The organism is Bacillus sp. 0102A (assembly GCF_036765155.1).
Classification (GTDB): domain Bacteria; phylum Bacillota; class Bacilli; order Bacillales; family Bacillaceae; genus Bacillus; species Bacillus subtilis_G.
This window is the reverse complement of record NZ_JBAIZW010000004.1, coordinates 1-19,248: the sequence shown is the minus strand read 5'-3', so window position 1 is coordinate 19,248 and position 19,248 is coordinate 1. Positions and strand designations below refer to the sequence as shown.

General features: G+C 43.3%; 18 protein-coding genes and 1 pseudogene. 11 read left to right on the top strand and 8 right to left on the bottom strand.

Features of this window, described 5'->3' with window-relative positions; translation table 11 throughout:
• Positions 1–186: 186 nt before the first annotated feature.
• From V6D41_RS10615 to V6D41_RS10600, 4 genes are all read left to right on the top strand, one after another.
• A complete protein-coding gene (locus V6D41_RS10615) occupies positions 187–2,139 on the top strand; it encodes a BglG family transcription antiterminator (protein ID WP_333518185.1) in 1,953 nt (650 codons plus the stop codon).
• Positions 2,140–2,288: 149 nt separating this feature from the next.
• The gene (locus tag V6D41_RS10610) at positions 2,289–4,250 is read left to right on the top strand and encodes a fructose-specific PTS transporter subunit EIIC (protein ID WP_333518184.1); all 1,962 of its coding nucleotides are present in this window, start codon (positions 2,289–2,291) and stop codon (positions 4,248–4,250) included.
• A gap of 15 nt (positions 4,251–4,265) precedes the next feature.
• Entirely contained in the window at positions 4,266–5,213 is a 948-nt protein-coding gene (gene manA / locus V6D41_RS10605) for a mannose-6-phosphate isomerase, class I (RefSeq protein ID WP_333518183.1), read from the top strand.
• Positions 5,214–5,546: 333 nt separating this feature from the next.
• Complete coding sequence (locus tag V6D41_RS10600) at positions 5,547–5,831, top strand: hypothetical protein (protein ID WP_202328421.1); 285 nt, start codon at positions 5,547–5,549, stop codon at positions 5,829–5,831.
• A gap of 341 nt (positions 5,832–6,172) precedes the next feature.
• On the opposite strand, the gene V6D41_RS10595 is transcribed toward V6D41_RS10600, so the two are convergent.
• A complete protein-coding gene (locus V6D41_RS10595; protein ID WP_333518182.1) occupies positions 6,173–6,568 on the bottom strand; it encodes a hypothetical protein in 396 nt (131 codons plus the stop codon).
• A 238-nt stretch (positions 6,569–6,806) separates the two neighbouring features.
• Between V6D41_RS10595 and ybaK the strand changes: the two genes are divergently transcribed.
• Positions 6,807–7,289 carry a Cys-tRNA(Pro) deacylase gene (gene ybaK, locus V6D41_RS10590; RefSeq protein WP_333518181.1) on the top strand — a complete coding sequence of 161 codons (483 nt, stop codon included), beginning with the start codon at positions 6,807–6,809 and terminating at the stop codon, positions 7,287–7,289.
• A gap of 57 nt (positions 7,290–7,346) precedes the next feature.
• Here the strand turns inward: ybaK and V6D41_RS10585 are convergent, their stop codons facing one another.
• From V6D41_RS10585 to V6D41_RS10575, 3 genes are all read right to left on the bottom strand, one after another.
• A complete protein-coding gene (locus V6D41_RS10585; RefSeq protein ID WP_333518180.1) occupies positions 7,347–7,541 on the bottom strand; it encodes a DUF4177 domain-containing protein in 195 nt (64 codons plus the stop codon).
• 523 nt (positions 7,542–8,064) lie between these two features.
• Positions 8,065–9,054: a heme o synthase gene (gene cyoE, locus V6D41_RS10580; RefSeq protein WP_087990838.1), complete on the bottom strand. Its 990-nt coding sequence runs from the start codon at positions 9,052–9,054 to the stop codon at positions 8,065–8,067.
• Positions 9,055–9,177: 123 nt separating this feature from the next.
• A complete protein-coding gene (locus tag V6D41_RS10575; protein ID WP_148964337.1) occupies positions 9,178–9,441 on the bottom strand; it encodes a spore coat protein in 264 nt (87 codons plus the stop codon).
• A 251-nt stretch (positions 9,442–9,692) separates the two neighbouring features.
• Between V6D41_RS10575 and V6D41_RS10570 the strand changes: the two genes are divergently transcribed.
• The gene (locus V6D41_RS10570; protein ID WP_333518179.1) at positions 9,693–11,093 is read left to right on the top strand and encodes a polysaccharide deacetylase family protein; all 1,401 of its coding nucleotides are present in this window, start codon (positions 9,693–9,695) and stop codon (positions 11,091–11,093) included.
• Between the two features lie 50 nt (positions 11,094–11,143).
• Here the strand turns inward: V6D41_RS10570 and V6D41_RS10565 are convergent, their stop codons facing one another.
• Together V6D41_RS10565 and V6D41_RS10560 are read right to left on the bottom strand one after the other, a co-directional pair.
• Positions 11,144–11,617: a YjfA family protein gene (locus V6D41_RS10565; protein ID WP_333518178.1), complete on the bottom strand. Its 474-nt coding sequence runs from the start codon at positions 11,615–11,617 to the stop codon at positions 11,144–11,146.
• A gap of 129 nt (positions 11,618–11,746) precedes the next feature.
• The gene (locus V6D41_RS10560; RefSeq protein ID WP_087990841.1) at positions 11,747–11,914 is read right to left on the bottom strand and encodes a YjfB family protein; all 168 of its coding nucleotides are present in this window, start codon (positions 11,912–11,914) and stop codon (positions 11,747–11,749) included.
• A gap of 126 nt (positions 11,915–12,040) precedes the next feature.
• Between V6D41_RS10560 and V6D41_RS10555 the strand changes: the two are divergent.
• Positions 12,041–12,936 (top strand): annotated as a pseudogene (locus V6D41_RS10555) (DUF2268 domain-containing protein).
• A 7-nt stretch (positions 12,937–12,943) separates the two neighbouring features.
• Here the strand turns inward: V6D41_RS10555 and V6D41_RS10550 are convergent.
• Both V6D41_RS10550 and V6D41_RS10545 read right to left on the bottom strand, forming a co-directional pair.
• Entirely contained in the window at positions 12,944–13,342 is a 399-nt protein-coding gene (locus V6D41_RS10550) for a ribosomal maturation YjgA family protein (RefSeq protein ID WP_333518177.1), read from the bottom strand.
• 101 nt (positions 13,343–13,443) lie between these two features.
• Positions 13,444–14,019 carry a YjgB family protein gene (locus V6D41_RS10545; RefSeq protein ID WP_333518176.1) on the bottom strand — a complete coding sequence of 192 codons (576 nt, stop codon included), beginning with the start codon at positions 14,017–14,019 and terminating at the stop codon, positions 13,444–13,446.
• A 147-nt stretch (positions 14,020–14,166) separates the two neighbouring features.
• On the opposite strand from V6D41_RS10545, the gene fdhF reads away from it, so the two are divergent.
• From fdhF to V6D41_RS10525, 4 genes are all read left to right on the top strand, one after another.
• Positions 14,167–17,124, top strand: a complete 2,958-nt coding sequence (gene fdhF, locus V6D41_RS10540) for a formate dehydrogenase subunit alpha (protein ID WP_333518175.1) — start codon at positions 14,167–14,169, stop codon at positions 17,122–17,124.
• Positions 17,117–17,677, top strand: coding sequence for a DUF1641 domain-containing protein (locus V6D41_RS10535; RefSeq protein WP_148963897.1), 561 nt, complete (start codon positions 17,117–17,119; stop codon positions 17,675–17,677). The genes fdhF and V6D41_RS10535 overlap by 8 nt, the downstream gene beginning before the upstream one ends.
• Positions 17,678–17,875: 198 nt before the next feature.
• Positions 17,876–18,520, top strand: a complete 645-nt coding sequence (locus tag V6D41_RS10530; RefSeq protein WP_148963896.1) for a DUF4352 domain-containing protein — start codon at positions 17,876–17,878, stop codon at positions 18,518–18,520.
• A 77-nt stretch (positions 18,521–18,597) separates the two neighbouring features.
• The gene (locus V6D41_RS10525) at positions 18,598–19,224 is read left to right on the top strand and encodes an NUDIX hydrolase (RefSeq protein WP_333518174.1); all 627 of its coding nucleotides are present in this window, start codon (positions 18,598–18,600) and stop codon (positions 19,222–19,224) included.
• Positions 19,225–19,248 lie beyond the last annotated feature (24 nt).

Below are 19,248 nucleotides of genomic sequence, written 5' to 3'. Positions count from 1 at the left end.
GAGTGGGTAACGTACTGGATCATAGAACCTCTAACAACATAAAAAAACCTTTTTTCCGGAACCTTCGGTAAAAAGCGAAACTTTTGACTCTATCATTTTACGTTATGATGTAAACGGTTTCATTTATAGTATACTTATACTATTAATTTGTTCAAGTGGATACTGACAGGAAGGATAGAAAAACAGATGAAATACATGAATACAAGACAAAAAGAGATTTTGTATCTGTTGTTATCTGAACCTGATGACTATTTAGTTGTGCAAGATTTCGCAGACAGGGTACAGTGTTCTGAAAAAACGATCAGGAATGATTTGAAAGCGATCGAGGATTATCTCAATGAACATTCTCATGCGCAGCTCATTCGGAAGCCAGGGTTTGGTGTCTATCTAAATATAGAAGAACAGGAAAGGACCTGGTTAAGCCAACAATTATATACTGAACATTTTCATTCTAGGCAGCGGACCGATGAAGAGAGAATGCTGCATATTGCTTATGACTTATTAATGAATGCAAAGCCTGTTTCCGCAAAAGAAATAGCCGCTCAGCATTTTGTGAATCGCTCTTCCATTAAAAAGGAATTATGTGCGCTAGAAGAGTGGCTGAAGCGGTATGAGATCACGTTGGTTTCGAAGCAGCGGATTGGTTTGAAGGTTGAAGGGAACGAAAAAAATAAAAGAAAAGCATTGGCAAGAATATCTGATTTGATTGATAACACGGAGTTTACTAGCCAATTTATTAAAAGTAAGTTTTTACGTCATGAAGTCGATTTTGTGACGAAAGAAATCAAATCATTACAAAAAAAGCATTCTCTCTATTTCACAGATGAGACGGTTGAGAGTTTGCTGCTGCATACATTGTTAATGGTCCGACGAATCAAAATGAAACAGCCGATCTCGATATCTCCAAGAGAACTGGCGGCCGTAAAAAAGAAGAAAGAATATCAATGGACTTTTGCTTGTTTACAACGGCTTGAGCCGGTTTTTGCCATCCGCTTTCCTGAAGAAGAAGCTGTGTATTTAACATTACATATATTGGGCGGGAAAGTTCGTTATCCATTACAGAAAGAAGAGACAAATAACCTTGAAAATGCAGTGCTTCCAAAGGTTGTAGGGCATTTAATCAATCGTGTTTCAGAGCTGAAAATGCTGGATTTTCATAAAGATCAGGATTTGGTCAACGGATTGAACATTCATCTCAATACAGTGCTACAACGGCTGAGCTACGATCTTTCTGTATCAAATCCTATGCTCAATGACATCAAAAAGATGTACCCTTATTTGTTTCATCTGATCATTGACGTTCTCGAAGACATCAATCAATCGTTTGATCTTTATATCCCTGAGGAAGAGGCAGCATATTTGACGCTGCATTTTCAGGCAGCGATCGAACGGCTGCACCACAGCAGCGAGACACATAAAAAGGCGATCATCATCTGCCACATGGGCATTGGAATGTCTCAATTGCTGCGGACAAAAATTGAACGGAAATATCATCAAATCGCTGTAATGGCCTGTATTGCAAAGGCCGATTTAAAGGACTATATAAAAAAGCATGAGGATATCGATCTTGTCATTTCTACCATTGCGCTGGAACATGTAACGATCCCTCATGTTGTTGTATCTCCGCTTTTAGAGCCTGGTGAAGAGAAGAAATTAAGTGCATTTATACGTCAGCTGGGGGAATCGCACCGCCAAAAACGAAAAACCTTTCAGATGCTGAACAATACGACTCCTTTTTTGGTTTTTTTGCAGCAAGAGGCAGAGCACCGCTACAAGTTGATTGAACAGCTGGCGACAGCTTTGTTTGAAAAAGGCTATGTTGAAAAGGAATATGCGGTTCATGCGGTAATGAGGGAAAAAATGGCGGCGACAAACATTGGAGCGGGCATAGCCATTCCTCATGCGAACGCTAAATATATCAAACAATCAGCAATCGCAATTGCTACATTAAAAGAGCCGCTTGATTGGGGAAATGAAAAAGTATCGCTCGTTTTTATGCTGGTTGTCAAACACGAGGACCAAACCATGACAAAGCAGCTGTTTAGCGAGCTTTCTTATCTTAGCGAGCAGCCGGCCTTCGTCCAGAAGCTGACGAAAGAAACAGACGTCATGACATTTTTATCTCATTTGGATTATTAAAAGCAGGGTTGAAACCTTGCTTTTTTTGTTTATAGGGAAAAATGCCTTTATTTCCGGAATTAACGGTAAAATAAAACGATTTTTACGGCCTGATTTCAGTATACAGTTGAGTCAAGATCTTACGATTCATAGTTTAAAGGAGGATTTATATGAAACTGTTAGCGATAACCTCTTGTCCGAATGGAATTGCCCATACGTATATGGCAGCGGAAAACCTGCAAAAGGCTGCTGATAGATTAGACGTTCGCATTAAAGTTGAGACCCAGGGCGGAATCGGGGTAGAAAATGAGCTAACCGCTGAGGAAATTCAGGAGGCAGACGCGATCATTATTGCGGCAGACCGCTCCGTAAACAAAGATCGGTTTATAGGGAAAAAACTGCTGTCTGTCGGGGTTCAGGACGGCATCCGCAAACCGGAAGAATTGATTAAAAAAGCACTTAGCGGGGATATACCGGTCTATCATTCCGCTTCAAAATCGGAATCCGGTAATCTTCGGGAGAAGAAGCAAAATCCGATTTACCGTCATTTAATGAACGGCGTTTCTTTTATGGTTCCTTTCATTGTCGTCGGCGGATTATTGATAGCGGTTGCATTAACGCTTGGGGGCGAAAAAACACCTAAAGGATTAGTTATTCCGGATGATTCCTTCTGGAAAACGATTGAACAGATCGGCAGTGCTTCATTTTCATTCATGATCCCGATATTAGCCGGATATATCGCATATAGCATCGCTGATAAGCCGGGACTTGTGCCAGGAATGATTGGCGGATATATTGCAGCTGCTGGAAGTTTTTATGACAGCGCAAGCGGCGCCGGTTTCCTCGGCGGAATCATTGCCGGATTTTTGGCTGGATACGCGGCACTTGGGATCAAAAAATTAAAAGTTCCAAAAGCAATCCAACCGATCATGCCGATTATTATTATTCCGGTGTTTGCATCACTGATTGTAGGGTTAGCGTTTGTGTTTTTGATCGGCGCACCTGTAGCTCAAATTTTCACAACTTTAACGGTTTGGCTGGCGGGGATGCAAGGTTCGAGCTCGATCCTTCTGGCATTGATTTTAGGCGCGATGATCTCATTTGATATGGGTGGCCCCGTAAACAAAGTGGCATTTCTGTTCGGGTCGGCCATGATTGGTGAGGGAAACTACGAAATCATGGGCCCAATTGCAGTTGCCATTTGTATACCGCCGATTGGCCTCGGCATTGCGACGTTTTTTGGAAAAAGAAAATTCGAGGTGCCGCAAAGAGAAATGGGGAAAGCGGCATTTACGATGGGACTCTTCGGCATCACTGAAGGAGCTATTCCATTCGCGGCGCAGGATCCTCTTCGAGTCATTCCCAGTATTATGGCAGGTTCTATGACTGGTTCTGTCATAGCGATGATTGGCAATGTGGGAGACAGAGTGGCGCACGGCGGACCTATCGTTGCAGTGCTTGGTGCAGTTGATCATGTCTTGATGTTTTTTATTGCTGTGATTGCAGGATCTCTTGTCACTGCTCTGTTCGTCAATGTACTAAAAAAGGATATTACGGCGGCGTCTCCTGTGCTCAGCGAAACTGCACCGTCTGCCGCGCCAAGTGAAGCTGCTTCAGTAAAAGACATACAGAAGCCAATTCAAGCTGAAAGCCAAAAAGCTCAAATGAAGGACATCAAAAAACTGACAGACATCATCAGCCCAGAGTTGATTGAACCACATTTATCCGGAGAAACCAGAGACGACATTATTGATGAAATGATTCAGAAATTGTCCCGCAGAGGTATGCTGCTGTCCGAGAGCGGGTTTAAACAAGCTATTTTGGATCGTGAACAACAGGGTACAACGGCAATTGGCATGAATATCGCGATTCCGCACGGAAAGTCTGAGGCGGTCAGGAAGCCGAGTGTTGCCTTTGGGATCAAACGATCAGGTGTTGGCTGGAACAGCCTGGATGGATCAGATGCTAAATTAATCTTTATGATTGCTGTACCGAAAGAGAGCGGAGGGAACCAGCATTTGAAAATATTGCAGATGTTATCCCGAAAACTAATGGATGACAGTTATAGAAAGCGGCTGCTCTCCGTGCAAACCAAAGAAGAAGCATACAAGCTGCTGGATGAAATCATTTAATGCGGGGGGATTTACATGACGACTGAACCGTTATTTTTCAAGCCTGTTTTCAAAGAGAGGATTTGGGGCGGCACCGCTTTAGCTGATTTCGGCTATCACATTCCGTCAGAACGAACAGGGGAGTGCTGGGCTTTTGCCGCTCATAAAAATGGACAAAGCATTGTTCGAAGCGGAATGTATAAAGGGTTCACGCTCTGCGAATTATGGGATCATCACAGACATTTATTCGGACATCTGGAAGGGGATCGTTTCCCACTTCTTACAAAAATCTTAGATGCAGATCAAGATTTATCCGTTCAGGTGCATCCGAATGATGAGTTCGCCAAAATACATGAAAACGGGGAACTTGGAAAAACCGAATGCTGGTACATCATTGATTGTGAAAAAGATGCGGAGATCATTTACGGCCACAACGCAAAAACAAAAGAAGAACTGAGCTCGATGATAGAGCTTGGAGAATGGGACAAACTCTTGCGCCGCGTAAAGGTAAAGCCGGGGGATTTCTTCTATGTGCCAAGCGGTACCATTCATGCGATTGGAAAAGGCATTCTCGTTTTGGAAACGCAGCAGAATTCAGATACAACCTACAGATTATATGATTATGAACGAAAAGATGCACAAGGCAAGCTGCGAGAGCTGCATCTGGAAAAAAGCATAGAAGTGATAGAGGCCCCATCCATACCGGATCGGCAACCTGTTCGATATGAACAAAGAGATCATTTGCTTACAGCCACATTGATTGAATGCGCTTACTTTTCAGTGGAAAAGTGGAGTTTATCAGGATCAGCAAGCTTAAAGCAGCAAAAACCATTCCTTCTTGTCAGTGTTATTGCAGGAGAAGGTCGTATGATCTCCGGTGAGAATGTCAATACCTTCAAAAAAGGAGATCATATGCTGCTGCCTTCCGGTTTTGGAGAATTTAAACTGGAGGGGCAGGCAGAGTGTATCGTCTCTCATCTATGACACGATCAAGATAACAAGTGCGCCAATTCATGCTAGGCTTGCGGTCGCAGACTTGAGTATTGCAGAATGGAAAACCCTTCTTAAATGGAAGGGTTTCTTTGATGGAATGAAAGGATGTGATCAGCTTCTTTCATTTTAATCCACGCTCATGCGGTTAGCTACGATGCGAACTCCTCATCGCTAAATAAAAGAGCCGTTATCTTTATCGGTATTGCTTCATCTTCGAGCCACTTCCTTTCAGTTTTAAAAAAAGAACATATAAGAATGCAAACGAATGAAAGTAAACATGCTGGACAAACTGATAGGGATCAAAAAGAAGAAAGGAGGGTGGATATGAAAAAATGGCTGCAAATCATAAGTGCGTTGTTCCTATCCAGTTTTGTATTAATGGGCTGTAATACTGGTCAAGATAATAATGATAATGATAACAATGCTCCAGACGTCGAGGAGAACGATCAAGATCAAAACGGCAACAACCAAGATACTGACAATAACAACGTCCCAGGTGTCGACGAGGATGATACCATCAATAAAGATGATGAAAACGATAATGATCCTGATCCAGAAGATCCAGTTGAGGATCCTGAAGATACCGACAAAGATAAAAAAGATGAGTAAGGAAACTTCATAAATCATTGTTTAAACCCGCTCTCAGTTTAGAGGAAGGGTTTAAACTATTTACACGCCCTTCAAAAAAGCAGACGAAATGCCTGCTTTTTTTATTGTTTTAAATGGTCACCTAAAAATGGTTCCTCTTACAATTTCCTGATTGTCCTTCTTTAAAATAATCCATGAGTCAAATTCTTTTGTCCATTCTTACGGAAATAAGGTGTTGATTCATAAAAAGTTATTCACCGATCTCGTTTAGATGCGGTATCAAGAAGGTTCATCCTTCTCGTAACTGTTCGTTTCAAGAAGGACCATTAAGCCACCTGAATGCTTTCTGAGGACATTTCGTATCACATTTTCGCAATCAGATAAAGCGATATGGCTCTTTGGGTTTGAACAGGATTATGAAGCGTAATAACCCATTGGTTTCTTCTCCTTGGAAAGCTTGCGATCGCATACAATGGAGCAGTATCGCGTGATGCAAACCCGCCATTCATCACTTTTATATCCCTTCCTTCAAGGTGGCAAACAAGGTATTCACCCGGATTTATGACCTGTTGGTTCGTCCATGCGTAAGAATAAAACCCGTCTCCGAGATCCTCATAGGAAGATGGCGGTACAACGCCATCTACATTCAATGTGATTTGTCTTCTTCGCTGTCTTTCTGTAAAGTCTGGATTTCTCTGAGAGTTATGGGTAGGTGTAAAGTAAGGAATTGACGGAGGACTATGAAAGTAAGGATACAAAGCAACCACTCCTTCATTTTACATTCATACAAATTGTATGTGGGTGTATTTCGTTCATTCCTGATTTATTTCATGTTAACTCAGAATAGAACGAAAGGTGTGAGGACAATGACTGTGTTTTGGGAGTTGGACATGCAACTTGGTGGAATATGGATATCTCTAGTGATAGTATTTATATTGACTGTAATAAAGTAGACATACAGGACTTCAGGAATTTTTTTGATAGTGGGGGAAAAGGATGGCGAAAAAAATGGCAAAAACGAATGCGGTTCGTCTGATCGAACAGCAGAACATCTCCTATGAGTTATTAGGCTACAAAACAGGAGGGGGCCAGCCGGTAGATGGCGTCTCTGTTTCGGAAAAAATCGGATATCCTTTGGAGTATGTATATAAAACATTGGTGGCAACAGCAGGAGCCCATCATTACTACGTCTTTGTTGTACCTGTTGCAAAGGAATTAGATGTAAAAAAGGCGGCAAAGGTAATAGGTGAAAAGAAAGTAGATATGATTGCAATGAAGGAGCTATTAAGGGTAACTGGCTATCTTCGCGGCGGCTGCTCACCAATTGGCATGAAAAAATGGTTCCCGACATATATTGATGCGGCCGCTGAAACACTTGATTTTATCATTGTCAGTGCAGGGAAAATCGGTATGCAGCTAAAGGTAGCGCCGCGAGATTTAGCAAAAGCATGTGATGCTGCATTTGCAGAAATTGTATAGATGGCCCGCAACGAGATTGGGATACAAAGGGTAAATAAAAAAGCTTAGACACATAGACTAAGCTTTTTCCGCATCTCTTTCAAATATGATTTCAAAATAAGCAGCCGCTCCATACCCATCGATACTGGGAGCGAAAATCTGAATGAATGTCCAGCCTCTTTTCGCATAGTTATGGATGATTTGCTGGTAGTCTTCTTTAGGCCTTCTTCTCATCGTACTCAGTTCAACTCTTACGAATTCATACTCTTTCATCGTTTGATCCCTCCTGATAAGGTATACGGTAGTTCGAGCAAGAAGTTTCGTAAACCTTGGATAAGGCCTGAAATTAAAATTTGTTATCTAAACTGAAATAAAGCTTTAAGCAAAGGGAGAGGACTTACAAGTGTCTATTGTTTTTTATCTGTTTGCCTGAACTTTGCAAATGGCTGGCTGAAACAACAAGGATTTCATACAATCAAAACATGCAGTGATGCGGACATGTTTTTAAGCGGATGGATTTTGCCTCATCTTTTATTTTTGCATTACAGTAATCATTTCAAGAAAGCGATGGAATTACATGAACAAAGAAACCCTAAAAAACATACTCATGATTTTTTCGATATATGCAAGCCTACGAGAAACCGATGGTATGCGTATTGCTGATAGCTGGATTTTGAGTGAGATCGTACGATTTTTGATTTGCATGGCTGTGTTTTTGATCATGACATTTCTATTAGATGCTGTGTTTCCAAACAAAAAAGAGTCGCATTAATGTGTGACTCTTTTTGCATAACTATTATCTGATCAAAAACATCACAAATGAATCAACCATCATAATCAAAAACAGCAAGCAAAAATAAATGAGCGAGTAGACAAACATATCCTTTGCCCACTTCACGTCATCATCTGTTTTGAATCCCTGGATGCTTTTTTTGATCCATATGCCTCCGAGAACCAGGGCAGCTAAGAAATAAAATGGACTGATATGGCCGCTGGCGAGAGTAAAAGGAAATAATAACGTGACCGGCACCAAAACTGCAAGATATTGAATCATTTTTATTTTTGTTACATGATTTCCTCTTACAACAGGCAAGAGCGGAACGCCCGCTGCCCGATACTCCTCTTTGCGTCTGATCCCAATCGCCCAAAAATGCGGGGGCTGCCACAGAAACATGATCGCGTACAACAGCACTGCAGTCATACTGATGTCTCCGGTTACCGCGCAATACCCCATCAATGGCGGCGCAGCTCCGGGGAAACTCCCGACAAATGTACTCCACACAGAAGTTCGTTTCACCCATATCGTATAGATAATCGCATAAAAAATAAAAGCGGCCAGTCCGAGAAGGGCAGTTAATGGATTGAGGGAATAGAGCATCGCAAGACCGGTGATTCCTAAAACAGAGCCATACGTTAAGAGCATAGCTGGCGGCATTTTCCCTGTGACCGAGGCTCTGCTGCGGGTGCGTGCCATTTTTGCGTCCATATGCCGATCAAAATAGTTGTTATAAACAGTTCCGGAAGCCATAACAAACGCGGTTCCAAACATTGCTGTCACCATTGTCATCAAAAAAGCCATTCCGGTTAATGGTTTTTCTGCGCTTGCAAATGCGATCCAAAATCCGCCGAAGGCTGCTATCGAGTTTGATATGATAATGCCGGGTTTTGCAAGTTTGATAAAATCGTAAATTGTTACCCGATTTGAAGGTTTTATGTATTTCGTTTCAGATATAGCTGCAGAATCACTTGTATTCTCCAAAAATAGACGCCTCCCCCAAAACTGCATGCTATTGTTATCGTAACAAGACGGCTATGAGAATCACAATCATTTCCTATATTTGTCATGATATTGTCGTTTTTAAAACAAAAAAAATAGGGAGCTGGACTGCCCCCATTTGGTAAACGACGCCTAGTATCCGTAACCTCCGCCGTAACCTCCACCGTATCCGCCGCCGAAACCGCCGCCATAACCGGACCAAGGGTAGTAAGGAGGTCGTGGGCGCGGTCTCGGGCGCGGGTAATAGTAAGGCGGACGCGGATAAAACGGATAGAACGGTCTAGGGTAATAATAAGGCGGGTAAAATGGCGGTCTCGGGCGCGGATAATAATAAGGCTGTCTTTCATCATAAGGTGTCATTTGTTCAAATGTCTGTTCATTCAAAGGATAATCCAAGAGGAAAACCTCCCATGTTTTTTTTATTCCTTTTACCATATTCTTGATGTGTGAGTTGGGTGTATGTACATTCGTGAAATCGATTTTTTTATGATGAAATCCCTGAAAAAGGATTGACAAGAACTACTAAATCTCATATTATTACAAATGTGAAATAAATGTTACTATAATGTTACAAAAATATTTCTAAATAGATACATTTCTAACTGATAAAGGATAAGTCGAAATGGTTATGAAAGAAGGAATTTGGGTTGTTGGCAAAAAGAATCAAATGGTTTCATATCTTATTAGCAGTTGTATGTGTGGCGGGCCTTATTGGCTTTTTCCATAATTCATTACAAAAAGAAACGGTTATGACTAAAGTGAAAACTGATTCTCAGTATGGGAACGTGGAGATCGCAACGCTTGTGAACGACGGGAAAACGTTCAATTACGCAGTCAATTATCCAGTTTTTAAAAATAAAAAAATGGATGCCGCATTAAAGAGTTTCGCAGAGAAAGAGGTTCGCCAATTTCAAAAGGAAACAAAAGACATTGATCAGGAGCATACGACAAAACGCAACGAATTAAATGTTGATTATAAAATTGTCCATTACGCCACACAGACAGTAGCGATTGTATTTAATGAATATAAATATATCGGCGGTGCACACGGGCAAACCGTAAAAAAAACGTTTAACTATGATTTTAGTAAACAAGCTTTTCTTTCGATTGATGATGTTTTCAAAGAGGACGCTGACTATTTACATAAGCTTTCGTTAATCGCTTATCATGAACTGAAAAAAGATAAGGACATTGCTGCTGACGAAGCGCTGTTAAAGGAAGGGACGGCACCGAAAAAAGAAAATTTCAGCCGCTTTGCCATCAAGCAAGATTATATCGAATTTTATTTCGATACATATCAGGTCGCAGCAGGCTATCTTGGGGAGCAATCAATTGCGATCAAGAAAACCCTCTTGGAAGACATCGTGAAAGAACAGTATATTGATAAAGCAAAAAACAAAAATAAAATCAAAGAACAAAAACCGAAGAATGAAGTGATTTCGTTACCCAAAGAGGAAACAGTTGATCCAAATCAAAAAGTCATTGCGCTTACTTTCGATGACGGCCCGAATCCTGCGACAACAAATCAAATTTTGGACTCCTTGAAGAAACATAAGGGGCATGCCACGTTTTTTGTTCTCGGGAGCAGGGTGCAATATTATCCGGAAACGCTTAAAAGGATGCTGAAAGAAGGACATGAGGTGGGGAACCATTCATGGAGCCACCCGCTTCTCACAAGGCTTTCAGTAAAAGAAGCGTTAAAGCAGATCAACGACACGCAGGATATTATTGAAAAAATAAGCGGATACCGCCCGACGCTTGTAAGACCTCCATACGGCGGCATTAATGATGAGCTGCGGAGTCAATTGAAAATGGATGTCGCATTATGGGATATTGACCCGGAAGATTGGAAAGAACGCAACAAAAAAACAATCGTTGACCGGGTCATGAGTCAGGCGGGAGATGGAAGAACGATCTTGATTCACGACATTTACCGCACCTCTGCTGACGCGGCCGATGAAATTATCAAAAAGCTCACCGATCAAGGCTATCAATTGGTGACGGTCTCTCAGCTTGAAGAGGTTAAAAAACAAAGAGAAGCGAATTAATACGAAAAGGCTGCCGCGGATATTGCCCGTTTGGACAGCCTTTTTTCTTTTTAGTAAGAGCCTGTAGTGGCCCAAACATTCAGATTCGGTCCTGAATACTTGCCGAAAGCGTAAGAAGTCCGTGGATCCAAATCATATACCATCGGTGTATAACAAGATTTTTGGCCGGCCACAGCTTTTCCATTGCCACCTGCAGAATCACAGTTATATCTCTTTCCGTCCGTGTTCCGGGTAATCTCCGCATTTGCTTCATAGCCTGACGTCAATGTATGATTCATCGTGATTTTTGCCCAAGCCGTTTTACATGTACTGCTGAATTTGAGCTCGATCACCCCGATGACTTGATTGTTGGCATTCACTAAGTTTGAGGATTTTTTTGTAGAGCCGCTGGATGCACAATCATTGTAATAAGGGCTTTTTCCATCGTAGGCATGGGTTTCGGCGTTGGCGGGCGTTCCTTTGACGGCAAAAATAAATACAACTGCGAATAATATCAATGAAGCTTTCGTAAACAGTCTTTTCATGTCTTTTAATGACCTCCTTCATATGGCAAACAATAAATCATACGGAGGAACAGCCAAAACATGCATGCTTTTTTGTGAACAATAAAGGCGGCCGGGAGGATGGAGTTCTTGGCCGCCTTTGGTGTGTGATTAAGCTTTTATATCAATGGTTTGTCCGAGTGTCGGATGCTGAATCATCTTTAAGGTTTGATCGGCATTTTGCTGGGCCGTGTCCAACACTTTTTTCGTTAAAGCGATATCAACATTTTGGGCAAGTGATGCTTGATGCATCGCAACTGATAAAGCAGGAATATCCATCGTTCCACCTCCTATGCCTTACCTATCGGCGGCTTTGGATGATTTTACAGTGCAAAAGGGCTTAATTTTCCATGTTGACCCTTACGCTGCGGCATACCGTATGTTTTTAACAAGGGGGAAATCAGGATGAATCTTGTAATGGAAAAAACCTTTGAACAATATGAAAAGTTTTTTTCAATGGAAGAACAGAAAAGAGATGATGAGTTTCGATTTTCAATGATGAGGCCGTTTGAGAAGATGTGGAGCACCATCCAAGTTCCGCTGAAAGCAAAGGAGCCAAACGGCTATGATGTGTTGATGGCTGTGAAAATGCTTGGTTATTTGGATGTCCGTGACGCTGAAGCCGGACAGAAAGCACTGCAAATACTGAAAGAATCATGTGCTGAAGAGACAGCTGAATCTGCGCTGCGACAATGTATCCATTTTGCTGAGCGCGAACAGCTGCGGGTGAATGCAGACGAGGTCAAATTCGGCCTTTATATCGCTGAGCCCAATAAACTTCAGCTGCAAAAAGGCTATTGCGGATTTGGCGGGATACCGGGCTTTATTCATGTATGGATCCGGACAGCTATAACCTGCCGAGAATTCCTTCAATTATTGCTCATGAGTTTCATCATAATCTGCGGTTTTCGTATGTTGATTTTCATCATGGCTCTGTGAGTGTCGGGGATTATCTTGTGATTGAAGGGTTGGCTGAGTCATTTGCCAGAGAACTGTTTGGCGAAGAGCAGTTGGGTCCTTGGGTAACACGTTTTGATCAAGAAGATTTGCAGTATTCCATTGAAGTCATCAATGAGGTGCTGGATGTGAAAGGTTTTTCGGAAGTGAGCCGTTATATGTTTGGTGATCCAATTGCTAAAGAACAAGGCTTTGAGCCTGCGGGATTATCGGCTTTTGCGGGTTATGCGGTTGGATATCATGCCGTTCAGTCATTTATGGATAAACATCAAGCCACGATAAGCAAGGCCACGCTCTTGGATGCCGAGACGATTCTTTCTCAGTGCGGGCTGTTTTCTAAATGAAAAAGCGTCACATTTTGCGGCGCTCTTTGATTCCCAGGACGAGCAGTTCTATGGCTGCACAGAGTGCAATTCCGATCGTATACGCTTCGATATCGCTCCATAAAAAACCGTACCCCAGTACAAGGCCGCCAAGAGAAGTGTCTCTGATCCGGTCGATCCAATCTGAGTGATACAGCTGGCTGATTTCAATGAAAAAACAGAAAAAAAGACTGATCATGCCCGTCATCATTGTCTTCATTTTCCGAAATAGAAACCCGCATCCCATATAAATCATGGCCGCCCACAGCGAGTCCCCCAGATAAGGATTGACGGCATCCGGCAGAACACTTGAGTATGTTCTGGATCCCAGCCCCATCGCTATGATCATCATGGTGAAAGCTGCATATATCCATCGATTTCGCTTCATTGAGAATTGATACCCCGTCTCTGCTTCAACTCTCATGTATTGTAAGGAATATACCCTCTATTTGTCCAATAAAAAAGCGGCTGAACAGCCGCATGATGTGATTATTTCGCTTTAAGGTTTACATGGTCGGCGGTCTGGTCCTTGCCAATTACAAAATGGAGTTCATATCGGCCTGTATCATATACATAATCTATTTCATCGGTAAACGGGACGGTTAACACTCGATTAGCGGCGCCTAATTCATTTCGCAGCACTTCCGGGGTAACCCCTCCTAAATTTAGCTGCCGTTCCACGCCGGTTCCAAAGTAGCGGATTTCTGAAATGGTCATGTCTTGATGATAGGAAAATCCGTAGCCCGGGTTCCCCATATTCCAGTGATATAAATCAAACCGATTGTCTCCTCCGGACGGCCGTTCCGGTTCCCCTAATTTAGCATGGACATCGCCTTTCGTGCTTTTGTTAATGGTAAGGCCTTGCGCCTGCTGAGGCATTTCCCCTGTGTAAGCGGTATTGTAGAGGTTTTTGACAAGCTCGGCGGCGGATTGATTCGTATCTTCGGAGAGCGTTGTTGCTTGAGTTTCGGCCTTTACAGGGGTTGGAAAAGGTGCTGCGCCAAAGCTGGAAAGAGAGCCTGTCAGTGCGGCTGTCGCGGTTAGAACAGACATTGTTTTGTTCATGTTATCCCTCCTTTTTCATCTACCACCTCGTTTCCCGGTGTGAATGTGCTAAAACATTTGAGTGCGTTTTGTATGTTTTATTGATCACTTGTAAGGGAACAGAAATGGGTAATTCGGTATATACACTGGCAAGAAAGGGGAATGGAGATGGCTCAACAGAAAAAAATCACAATAAACGGCGTTGAAATGGAAGCCTCCGAAGATCAAACGCTGCTGCAGCTTTTGAACAACAGTTCGATTGAAGTGCCGCAAGTTTGCTATCATCCCAGCTTAGGGCCGATTGAAACATGTGATACGTGCATCGTCAGCATCAATGGTGAGCTAAAGAGATCGTGCTCCGCTGAAGTAAAGGATGGGGACGTCATTGATACGCTTTCGCCTGATGTCAAAAAAGCGCAGGTCATCGGGATGGACAAGATTTTATATAATCATGAGCTTTATTGTACAGTTTGCGATTACAACAACGGGGGGTGTGAAATACATAATACGGTGAAAGAAATGAAAGTCAATCACCAAAGCATCCCGTTTGACCATAAGCCTTATCATAAGGATGAGTCTCATCCGTTTTACCGGTACGATCCAGACCAATGTATTTTGTGCGGCCGTTGTGTTGAAGCTTGCCAAGACGTTCAGGTGACTGAAACACTGACCATTGACTGGGAGCGGAAACGCCCGCGCGTCATTTGGGATAATGATGTGCCGATCAATGAGTCGTCTTGTGTGTCATGCGGCCACTGTTCAACGGTCTGTCCGTGTAACGCGATGATGGAAAAAGGAATGGAAGGGGAAGCCGGATATTTAACAGGCATTGATCACGAAACGCTCCGTCCGATGATCGAGATTACGAAAGGCGTAGAGACAGGGTACGGCTCGATTCTCGCCATTTCTGATATGGAATCCGCCATGCGTGATGAACGAATCAAGAAAACGAAAACCGTCTGCACATACTGCGGGGTCGGCTGCAGCTTTGATGTTTGGACAAAGGGCAGAGACATTCTAAAAGTCGAGCCGCAGGAGGAAGCACCGGCGAACGGCATTTCTACCTGTGTGAAAGGAAAGTTTGGCTGGGATTTCGTAAACAGCGAGGAGCGTCTGACAAAACCGCTGATCCGCGAAGGCGACCATTTCCGTGAAGCGGAATGGGAGGAAGCGTTAACGTTGATCGCCAGCAAGTTCACCGATTTGAAAGACGAGTTTGGCTCTGATTCACTGGCCTTTATTACATCTTCTAAATGCACAAACGAGGAATCCTACCTCATGCAAAAACTGGCAAGAGGGATCATCGGCACAAATAACGTGGACAACTGCTCGCGCTATTGTCAATCACCTGCGACTGCCGGCCTGTTCCGAACAGTCGGCTATGGCGGTGATTCAGGGTCAATTACAGATATCGCGCAAGCGGACCTTGTGTTGATTATCGGTTCGAATACGTCTGAGTCCCATCCAGTCTTGTCCACTCGCATTAAACGGGCTCATAAGCTGAGAGGACAGAAAGTGATCGTAGCGGATATCAGAAAACACGAAATGGCAGAGCGCTCTGATTTATTTGTTCAGCCGCGTGCGGGTTCAGATATCGTCTGGCTGAATGCCATCGCCAAATATTTGATTGAAAACGGCAAGGCTGATGAACGCTTTTTACAAGAAAAAGTGAACGGACGGGATGAATACGTAAAAAGCCTGGCGCCATACACACTCGAATATGCCGAGGAGAAAACCGGAATAGATCGAGAAACTCTCATCGAAATGGCCGAGATGATCGGTCAGGCTGACAGTGTGTGCGCATTATGGGCGATGGGTGTGACACAGCATATTGGCGGAAGCGACACGAGCACGGCGATCTCGAATCTGCTGCTTGTGACAGGAAACTACGGAAAACCGGGAACAGGCTCTTATCCGTTGCGCGGTCATAACAACGTGCAGGGGGCAAGTGACTTCGGAAGCATGCCTAACAAACTGCCTGGCTATGAAAATGTAACGGATGAACAAGTCCGCCAAAAATACGAGCGGGCGTGGGGGGGGCCGATGCCGAAGGAGCCGGGCATGACCAATCACGAAATGATTGAAAAAATCCATTCCGGCCAGCTGAAAGCGATGTATGTAAAAGGGGAAGAAATGGGGCTGGTTGATTCCAACATCAATCATGTGCACGCCGCATATGAAAAGCTTGATTTCTTTGTGGTGCAGGACATTTTCTTTTCACGAACAGCAGAGTATGCCGATGTTGTTCTTCCTGCGAGCCCAAGCCTTGAAAAAGAGGGTACTTTCACAAACACAGAACGTCGTATTCAGCGATTGTATCAGGTGTTTGAACCGTTGGGCGAATCAAAGCCTGATTGGCAAATTATTATGGAAGTAGCCAATAAGCTTGGCGCTGGCTGGAGCTATGAACACCCTAGTGACATTATGGAAGAAGCAGCCATGCTGTCACCGATTTATGCCGGCGTCACCTATGAACGTCTTGAAGGCTACAATTCTCTTCAATGGCCTGTAAGCGCTGATGGCAAGGATTCGCCTTTACTCTTTACAGAGCGCTTTCCTTTTCCGGACGGCAAAGCCATTCTTTATTCTGTTCAGTGGACAGAGCCTGATGAGTTCGGTGAGGAATATGATATCCACGTCAACAATGGACGGCTCTTAGAACATTTCCATGAAGGAAACTTAACCTACAAATCAAAAGGGATTTCGGAGAAGACACCGGAAGTATTCTTAGAAATTTCTCCTGAGCTAGCGGCAGAACGGGGAATTCAGGACGGAACACTTGTCAGACTCACCTCGCCTTTCGGAAATGTCAAAGTGAAATGCCTGATCACTGATCGTGTCAAAGGGAAGGAAGTATATTTGCCAATGAACGATTCAGGGGAAGCAGCGATCAACCTGTTAACAGGCAGCCATGCCGATAAGGATACCGATACGCCGGCATACAAAGAAACATCAGCCAAAATGGAAATTTTGAAGCGCGACGGAACCACTCCGCTCCCTAAAATCAATCACCGCAACGGCAACCCGCAGCCGCAAATCGGTGTGCAAGTGCAAAAGAAATGGGCGCGGAAGGATTATATTTTCCCTGGTGACGCAGTGAAAAGGGGGATTGGGCGTAATGGCTAAAGCGATTAAACAAATCCAGAAAATCCAAGTAACCGAAGAGGACCAGCGAAAGCAGGATATGAAAGAAATTGAAGATGCATTGGTTGAACATAAGGAAGCCATTCTAGAAACGCTGCATATGCTCGGCCACATGAATGAGCGCGGTGTCCTGCCGTTGCTCCGCGGCCTTTTTGGCCAAGGGGATAAAGTTCTTGATATCCTAGTCAAAAAAGCAGATACAGAGGAAACAGCCAATACGCTGAAAAATCTGCTTCTTCTGTTTGGAACGCTCGGCATGCTGGATGTGAAACAGCTGGAGCCCCTCATTTTGAAAGTGAATGCGGGGGTGGCAAACGCGGTGGAACAGAAGGACAGCGAAGAGAAAACAGGTTATTTCGATATCATTCGTTCGCTCAAAGACCCGGAAATCAACAAATCAATTACACTGCTTTTCTCGTTTTTAAAGGGAATGGGACAAGATACAAAGGAGATGGAACGCACGACGCAGCCTCCGGAGCACCAAAAACAACAACAGGAACCGAGAGAGAAAAGGGATATGAATAAGCGAGATTGACCACCTGCCCGAGCCGGCTGCTGCCAGCTCGGGTTTTTTTGATGAAAAGGACTAATGAACTAGTGAAAAATGTTCAAACACTAGAAAAGAGTCAGTTGGTAATAGATAAAATAAATAAAATTGTTACTTTATTACCTGTCAGGAAAAGGTAAAATCTGATTATAATAGAAATCGATTACTTTAGATGGGGGAACAGTCGTGAAAAAAGTCTTAATACTATTATTTGCCCTGACGATCGGGCTTGCGCTTTCCGCGTGCAGCCAATCGAGCGATGCGTCAGTAAAAGAAAAACCGAAAGAGAAAAAATCTGAAGAAGAGCTTAAAAAGGAAATTGATAAGGAATTGAAAAAACACGGTGAGCCGAAGATTAAACAAGATGATCAAATACATAAAATAGGAGAAACGTTTAAAGCAGGACATACGAATTTTACAGTGAATAAAGTTGATAGAGTGCAAAAAGGTGAATATACGGAATTTGGAGGAGCTGTAGACTCTAAGTCAAAAACATTAAAAGAAGATGAGGAACGGCTCATTATAGAAGTTACGATAGAAAACATAGGGAAAGACTCAATAAGCTACAATTTTATCGGGATAGACTTAAAAGACAAGAATGATCAATCAGTCCGGCCAGTTTTTTCTATAGAAGAGCAGGGCAGAATGCTTATGGGAGGAACATTAGTATCAGGGAAAAAGGTTACAGGTGTACTCAGTTATGTCATCCCTAAAGGGGAACAAAAACATTGCACACTGGTATATAATCCGTTTTTAGCTAATAATTCAACAACCACTAAAATTGAAGAAAGAGTGAAGGACAATATTGATTATTTGGTGGAGTTAGATTAGAAATAGATTTACAGTTGCACGTTTTCATCAGTGGGAAACGTGCTTTTTTTATAGCGGAAAATAATGTGAAAGGATGAGTGATAAAAGTGCAAACCAAATGGATGGAACGGGCGATGCGGATTCGGGCGATCGCGCAGGCGGGACTCACTTTTTCAAAGGATGTGTATGACAGGGAAAGGTACGAAGAGCTGATGAAGCTAAGCGCAGAGATGATGGCGGATTACACGCAAACGGAAATTGAGGTGATCACTGATTTATGGAAGGGCGAGAAAGGCTATCCGACACCGAAAGCGGATGTTCGCGGCGCAGTATTCCGAGATCATCAGATTTTGCTTGTTCGGGAGAAGCATGATGAGCTGTGGTCACTGCCGGGCGGGTTTTGCGAGATTGGCTTATCACCGGCTGAAAACGTGGTCAAGGAAATCAAAGAAGAGTCGGGGTACGATACAGAACCGTCCCGATTGCTGGCCGTGTTGGACAGCCAAAAGCATCCCCATCCGCCTCAGCCGTATCATTACTATAAAATTTTCATTGCATGCAGCATAACGGGCGGGCAGGGGGAAACGGGAATTGAGACGAACCATGCCGCTTTTTTTCCGGAGGACAGGCTCCCGCCGCTTTCTCCAAAACGAAACACACCCTCACAGCTTTGCATGCTGTTTGACTTTATGCGCCATCCAGAAAAAAACACGCTATTTGACTAGAAAAGAAAGAGCCCGGAAGGCCCT